The 6455-nt window shown below is 64.8% G+C and carries 5 protein-coding genes; 3 read left to right on the top strand and 2 right to left on the bottom strand.

Annotated elements, in window-relative coordinates; translation table 11 throughout:
- A partial coding sequence (aceE, locus tag V6M39_RS02040) for a pyruvate dehydrogenase (acetyl-transferring), homodimeric type (protein WP_442880654.1) occupies positions 1-2770 on the top strand: 2770 nt, incomplete at its 5' end.
- A 74-nt stretch (positions 2771-2844) separates the two neighbouring features.
- Complete coding sequence (locus V6M39_RS02035) at positions 2845-3918, top strand: phosphatase PAP2 family protein (RefSeq protein ID WP_332641992.1); 1074 nt, start codon at positions 2845-2847, stop codon at positions 3916-3918.
- Here V6M39_RS02035 and V6M39_RS02030 read toward each other — a convergent pair.
- Complete coding sequence (locus V6M39_RS02030; RefSeq protein WP_332641991.1) at positions 3911-4870, bottom strand: alpha/beta fold hydrolase; 960 nt, start codon at positions 4868-4870, stop codon at positions 3911-3913. The two genes, V6M39_RS02035 and V6M39_RS02030, sit on opposite strands and share 8 nt — an antisense overlap.
- Before the next feature lie 90 nt (positions 4871-4960).
- Here V6M39_RS02030 and V6M39_RS02025 point away from each other — a divergent pair, with 90 nt between their 5' ends.
- The gene (locus V6M39_RS02025; protein ID WP_332641990.1) at positions 4961-5821 is read left to right on the top strand and encodes an acyl carrier protein; all 861 of its coding nucleotides are present in this window, start codon (positions 4961-4963) and stop codon (positions 5819-5821) included.
- Here V6M39_RS02025 and V6M39_RS02020 read toward each other — a convergent pair.
- Complete coding sequence (locus V6M39_RS02020; protein WP_309970616.1) at positions 5818-6327, bottom strand: DUF3145 domain-containing protein; 510 nt, start codon at positions 6325-6327, stop codon at positions 5818-5820. The genes V6M39_RS02025 and V6M39_RS02020 overlap by 4 nt on opposite strands.
- Between the last annotated feature and the right edge of the window lie 128 nt (positions 6328-6455).

Raw genomic sequence — 6455 nt, 5'->3', positions numbered from 1 at the left:
CAAGGGAGTGAGCATGTCGCCTACCGGCCAGGAACGTCCGCCCGTCATCCACGAGGGCCTGCCGACGCAGCTCCCTGACATTGACCCCGAAGAGACAGCCGAGTGGGTCAGCTCGCTCGACGAGATGATCGACAGCGGCGGTCGAAGCCGCGCCCGGTACGTGATGCTCAAGCTCCTCGAACGTGCCCGCGAGCAGAACGTCGGCGTGCCGGCTTTGCGCAGCACCGACTTCATCAACACGATCCCGCCCGAGCGCGAACCCTGGTTCCCCGGCAACGAAGCGATCGAGCGCCGTATCCGCTCCTACATCCGTTGGAACGCGGCCGTCATGGTTTCGCGCGCCAACCGTCCCGGCCTAGGTGTCGGCGGCCACATCGCGACCTACCAGTCGGCGGCCAGCCTGTACGAAGTCGGCTTCAACCACTTCTTCCGTGGCAAGAACCACCCTGGCGGCGGTGACCACCTCTACTACCAGGGCCACGCAGCGCCCGGCATCTACGCGCGTTCGTTCCTTGAGGGCCGACTCAACGAGGAGCAGCTGGACCACTTCCGTCAGGAGCGCTCGCACGGTGAAGGCAAGGGCCTGTCGTCCTACCCGCACCCGCGTCTCATGTCGGACTACTGGGAGTTCCCCACCGTCTCGATGGGCCTCGGCGCCATCAACTCGATCTACCAGGCTCGCTTCAACCGCTACCTCCACAACCGCGGCATCAAGGACACCAGCCAGCAGCACGTGTGGGCGTTCCTCGGCGACGGCGAGATGGGCGAAGTCGAGTCGCTCGGCGCGATCGGTGTCGCAGCCCGCGAAGAGCTCGACAACCTCACGTTCGTCATCAACTGCAACCTGCAGCAGCTCGACGGACCCGTTCGCGGCAACGGCAAGATCATCCAAGAGCTGGAGTCGTACTTCCGCGGCGCCGGCTGGAACGTCATCAAGGTCGTATGGGGCCGCGAATGGGACGACCTGCTCGCCCGCGACACCGACGGCGCTCTCGTCAACCAGATGAACCGCACGCCGGATGGCGAGTTCCAGACGCTGTCAGTCGAGTCGGGTGCCTACAACCGTGAGCACTTCTTCGGTCCCGACACCCGCCTGCAGAAGATGGTCGAGCACCTGTCCGACGAGGAGATTGAGCGTCTCCCCCGCGGCGGCCATGACTACCGCAAGGTCTACGCCGCATTCGAGGCCGCGCAGAAGCACACAGGTCAGCCGACCGTGATCCTCGCGCACACGATCAAGGGCTGGCTCCTCGAGTCGTTCGCCGGACGCAACGCGACCCACCAGATGAAGAAGCTGACCAAGGACGACCTCAAGGGCTTCCGTGATCGTCTGAACATCCCGATCTCCGATGACCAAATTGATGGGAGCGACATCGCGCCGTTCTATCACCCGGGCGAGGACAGCGAAGAGATCCAGTACATGAAGGCGCGACGTGACGCCCTCGGCGGATCGTTGCCCCAACGCATCGTCAACCCGGTCAGCGTCAAGCTGCCGGAGGAATCGATCTACGACGAGCTCAAGAAGGGTTCGGGCAAGCAGCAGATCGCGACGACGATGGCGTTCGTACGTCTTCTGCGTGACCTGATGAAGGACCCGGAGATCGGTCAGCGCATCGTCCCGATCGCGCCTGACGAGTACCGCACGTTCGGCATGGACTCGATGTTCCCGTCGGCCAAGATCTACAACCCGGCCGGCCAGACGTACGACGCCGTCGACCGCAAACTGCTCCTCGCCTACAAGGAGTCGGTACAGGGCCAGCTCCTGCACGAAGGCATCAGCGAGGCCGGTGCGATGGCTTCGGCCACCGCCGCGGGCAGCGCGTACGCCACTCACGGCGAGCCGATGATCCCGGTCTACATGTTCTATTCGATGTTCGGCTTCCAGCGGACCGCCGACTCGATCTGGGCCATGGCAGACCAGCTGGCGCGCGGCTTCCTGATCGGCGCCACGGCCGGTCGTACGACGCTCACCGGCGAGGGCTTGCAGCACGCCGACGGGCACTCCCCGTTGATCGCGCAGACCAACCCTGCGGTCGTGCACTACGACCCGGCGTTCGGTTTTGAGATCAGCCACATCGTCCAGTACGGCCTCGAGCGCATGTATGGCACGACGGACGCCAAGCCCCACGGCGAAGACATCATCTTCTACCTGACGGTCTACAACGAGGCGTACGTTCAGCCGCCACAGCCGGAAGACCTCGATGTCGAGGGACTGCTCAAGGGCACCTACCTCTACCGCAAGGCTCTGAGTGGCGAGTCGACCGCACGCATCATGGCGTCCGGCGTCGCCGTGCCGTGGGCGCTCAAGGCCCAGGAGATTCTCGCAACCGAGTACGGCGTACCCGCCGACGTGTGGTCCGTGACGTCCTGGAACGAGCTTGCGCGCGATGCTGTCGAGGCAGAGCGCTGGAACCTCAACAACCCCGGCGAGTACAGCCGCATGCCGTACGTCACCGTCAAGCTGATGGACACGTCCGCTGTGACCGTTGCGGTCAGCGACTACATGCGCGCCGTGCCCGATCAGATCGCGCGTTGGGTGCCCGGTCCATGGCAGTCGCTCGGCACCGATGGCTTCGGCTTCGCCGACACCCGCGCAGCGGCCCGGCGTACATTCCAGGTCGATGCCGAGTCGATCGTCGTCAGCGTCCTACAAAGCCTCGCTCAGCGCGGCCTGGTCGCACCCGAGACAGCCCGTGACGCGTTCACACGGTTCCGCATCGACGACCCGACGGCCGTCACGGGAGTGCCACAGGAAGGCGGAGACGCCTAGGCGTGGCCACTGTCACGTCTCAGGACGCGATATCCCTCATCTCGCCTTAAGGATCCACCTCTAGGATGAACGGCATGCGACGTTGGCCCTACACCTTTGGCGTATGCCTGTCCATCGTTGTAGGTCTCACCGCATTCATCGCTTCACAGCACCTCGATGTGCCTTTGCGCGACCCTGACGGCTTCCTCGGCCCGGCGTACGTGCGCCTCCCGGTGATCGGCCTGCTCTTCTTTGGTGTTGGTGTCATTCCTGTGGCGATTCGCCGTGGCTGGCGCGACGGCCTCAAGGGCATCGGCCACGAGCTGCGCGAGATCATCCGCACCGACTGGAGCTTCAAGCGCGTCGGCTACATCGCGACCGGACTCATCACGTTCTACGTCTGCTACGTCAGCTATCGCAACCTCAAGAGCGACCTGCCACTGTTCCGCAAGGGCGTCCTGTTCGACCGGGACATGCTGCGGTTCGACCACTACTTGTTCTTCGGGCACAACCCCGCAGAAGTGCTGCACGATCTCCTCGGCACGGGCATCTCGGCGCAGATCCTCGCCACCGCGTACGTCGCCTACCTGCCGCTCATCCCGTTGACGCTGGGCGCCTTTCTCGTGTGGGGCAAAGACCTGTCGCTCGGCGCCTGGTACGCCACCGCGCTCAGCCTCAACTGGGTACTCGGCGTCGTCAGCTACTACTCGCTGCCCACGCTCGGCCCGGCATTCGCACAGTCCTCGATGTTCCAGGACCTGCCGGTCACCGGCGTCACCCAGCTGCAACGTTCGTTGTTCCGGGCCGGGGCGGGATTCAAGGAAGATCCCGGAGGAGCATCGACGTACGGCATCGCCGGTTTCGCGTCGCTCCACGTCTCCGTGGTCTTCACCGCGTGCCTGTTCTTCGAACGCACGGGCCAGAAGCTCGTCACTCGCATCCTCGCCTGGGTGTTCTTCGCCCTGACGGTCCTCGCCACGATCTATTTCGGCTGGCACTACCTCGCCGACGACGTCGCAGGTGTCTTCATCGGTTGGCTGTCGGTGTCGATCGGTGCATGGGCATCGGGCAATCGAGGGCGACGGCGGCGAAGCCCCGAGCGTCAGCGCGAGATCGCCTCGAAGGCGGACATCGCAGAGCCCGATCCGACTCCCGAACCAGTTAGCTGATCGCGGGCTGAACGGCGGTGTCGGCTCCGGTCGGCACGCTCTCGAGCTCGAACTGGTCGCCGCGGCGGAGCAGCGCGCGCCACTTGCCCCGGTGATAGTGAGCCGGCTCGTTGTCGGCGATGAACTTGGTGACGATCCGTACGAAATCCTTCGGGTGATCCTTGTGCGGGAAGTGTCCGGAGTCCTCGAAGACGTGAACGTCTGACATCTCGTGCGTGGGTGCCAGGTCGGCGTGGGCCGACGGGATGACCATGTCCTGGCGGCCCCATACGACGAGCACCGGCATCAATCGCGCGAGGTAGCTGCGATCGGTCATCGTGACGAACTGGCCGCGCCAGTTGAGTACATGGCTGGTGACACGCTGAACGGCCGTGCGCTGCGCCGGATCGCCCAGCGACTCGTAGATGCGGGCGACCTCGTCGAGATCGCGGGTGGCGTTGAGCGGCGACTTTGAAAGAGTCCGCAGGGCACCGGCTACGACAGGACGCCATGGCTTGAACGTTGCGGCTGCCAGCACTGCACCGCTCCCCGGCACAGTGAGGAAGCGGATGAGCGGGGTGACTTCCTTGCCGAGCCCGCCGGTCGAGACCAGGATGACGCGCTCGGTGCGGTCGGGGAACTGGTACGCGAACTGCATCGCCACGCCGCCGCCGAAGCTGTGACCGACCACGGTCACCTTGTCGACGCCGAGGACAGTCAGCAGGTCCCGCATGCCGTTGGCGTAGCCACCGAGCGAGTAGTCGGCGTTGGGCTTGTCGGACTCACCGTGACCGAGCAGGTCAGGAGCGATGACCGTGAAGTGCTTCGACAGAGCCGGAATGACGTCGACCCACGTCGACGAGTCGCATCCGAGCCCGTGAAGGAGCAGCAGGGCGGGGCCAGATCCGGAGATGCGGAACGCGCGACGGTAACCGTGAACTGTGAGGTATTGGACTTCGCCAAGCTTCTCCATCGCCTCATCCTAAGGTGACCAGGGAGCATCCAAACGGTGAACCCCTGTAGATGCGCACGTGACCCTCCACACCCGACATAGACTCGTTGCGTGCCGGCTCCCAAAGACGTACTCGCAGAACTCGCCGACATCCTGGCCGCAGTGCAGGGGTGTGAGCCTGAGACTGTTCAGCTCGAAACCAAGCTCACGGAGCTGGGCGTCGACTCGATCACGATGGTCGAGATCGGCGAGGAGCTCGGGCGACGCTTCAACATCTATCTCTCCGACGATGCGATCGATGGATTCACCACGGTCAAGAGTGCCGTCAACGCCGTGGTCCACCACGACGGCTCCGTAGCGCGCTCAAGCGCTCCGCCCGTACCCGCCAAGCTCGCTCCCCCGACTCGACCGGTCCCGGCTGCCGAACCAGCCCCAGTGCGTTCCTACGAGCCTGCAAGGGAGGGGCATCACGTCGACGGCGAGAAGGCACGCGTCGCCGGTCGGTTTGCGACCTGGATGGTGATCATCGGCGCGGGCCTCGGCGTCCTGCTCGGCCTCGGCAGTGCTGCGGTGATCGGCGCGACCGGTTTGGGTGCGGCCAACCTGCCGCCGCTGAGCGTCACAACGACCGAAGCACCCACCACGACTGCCCCGACGACCCCCGCCCCCGAAGAGACCGAGGGCGAGCCGACCCAGGAGCCGACGATTCGGGTGTCCAGCACCCGGGTGTCCCCCGGCGAGCGTTTCCGACTCGAGGGCGCGTTTCCGGAGCTTGGTGCCGGCGCGACACTTCAGGTGCAGGTCAAGGATCCCGGTAGCGACTGGGACGACTTCCCTGTCGACACCAAGACCAAGGGCGGCGGCACCTACGCGACCGAGATCTACACGTCGCGTACGGGCAAGCGTGAGTTCCGCCTGTTCCACGAAGAGTCGAGCAAGTCCTCGCCTTCGATCGCTGTCGAGATTGGCTAGATGACCTTGTGGAGCCAGCGGACTGGAGCGCCGTCACCGGCGTGACGGAAGGGTTCCAGCTCGGCATCCCAGGCAGCGCCCAGGAGACCGTCCAGTGCCTCGTCCATCGTGATCTCACCGAGCGCTGTCTTCACCCGGAACGCTTTGATTCGGTCTTCGGGGATCAGGATGTCGCCGTGCAGCCCGGTCAGTGCATGAAAGATGCCGAGCTTCGGGGTGTACGAGAAGCGCGCACCCTCAGAGCGCGCGGTCGGTTCCTCGGTGACTTCGAAGCGGAGCTTCTCCCAGCCACGTAGAGCTGAGGCAAGAGCGGCACCTGTACCGGCCTCGGCCTGCCAGGACAGCTCAGCCCGGTACGTACCGGGATCGGCGAGCTGGGGAACCCAGGCAATGTCGGGAGTTCCACCGAGCACACCAGCGGCAGCCCACTCGACGTGAGGGCACAACGCAGACGGAGCTGAGTGCACGAAAAGCACACCCCGGGTCGGGGTGGTCGGCGAGGACATGTTCATTTGGGTGCCTCCCTAGTGTCGCCTTCCCCAGCGTCTTGGGAGCACCTGCGACCATTGTGACGCATTGCAGCGACCAGGGACAACATTCATCCCGAGAGGAATGTCGGATGACGACGACTGTG

This window comes from Aeromicrobium sp., from assembly GCF_036675695.1.
Lineage (GTDB): Bacteria > Actinomycetota > Actinomycetes > Propionibacteriales > Nocardioidaceae > Aeromicrobium.
The sequence above is the reverse complement of the archived record's forward strand: the minus strand, read 5'-3'. Positions and strand labels throughout refer to the sequence as shown.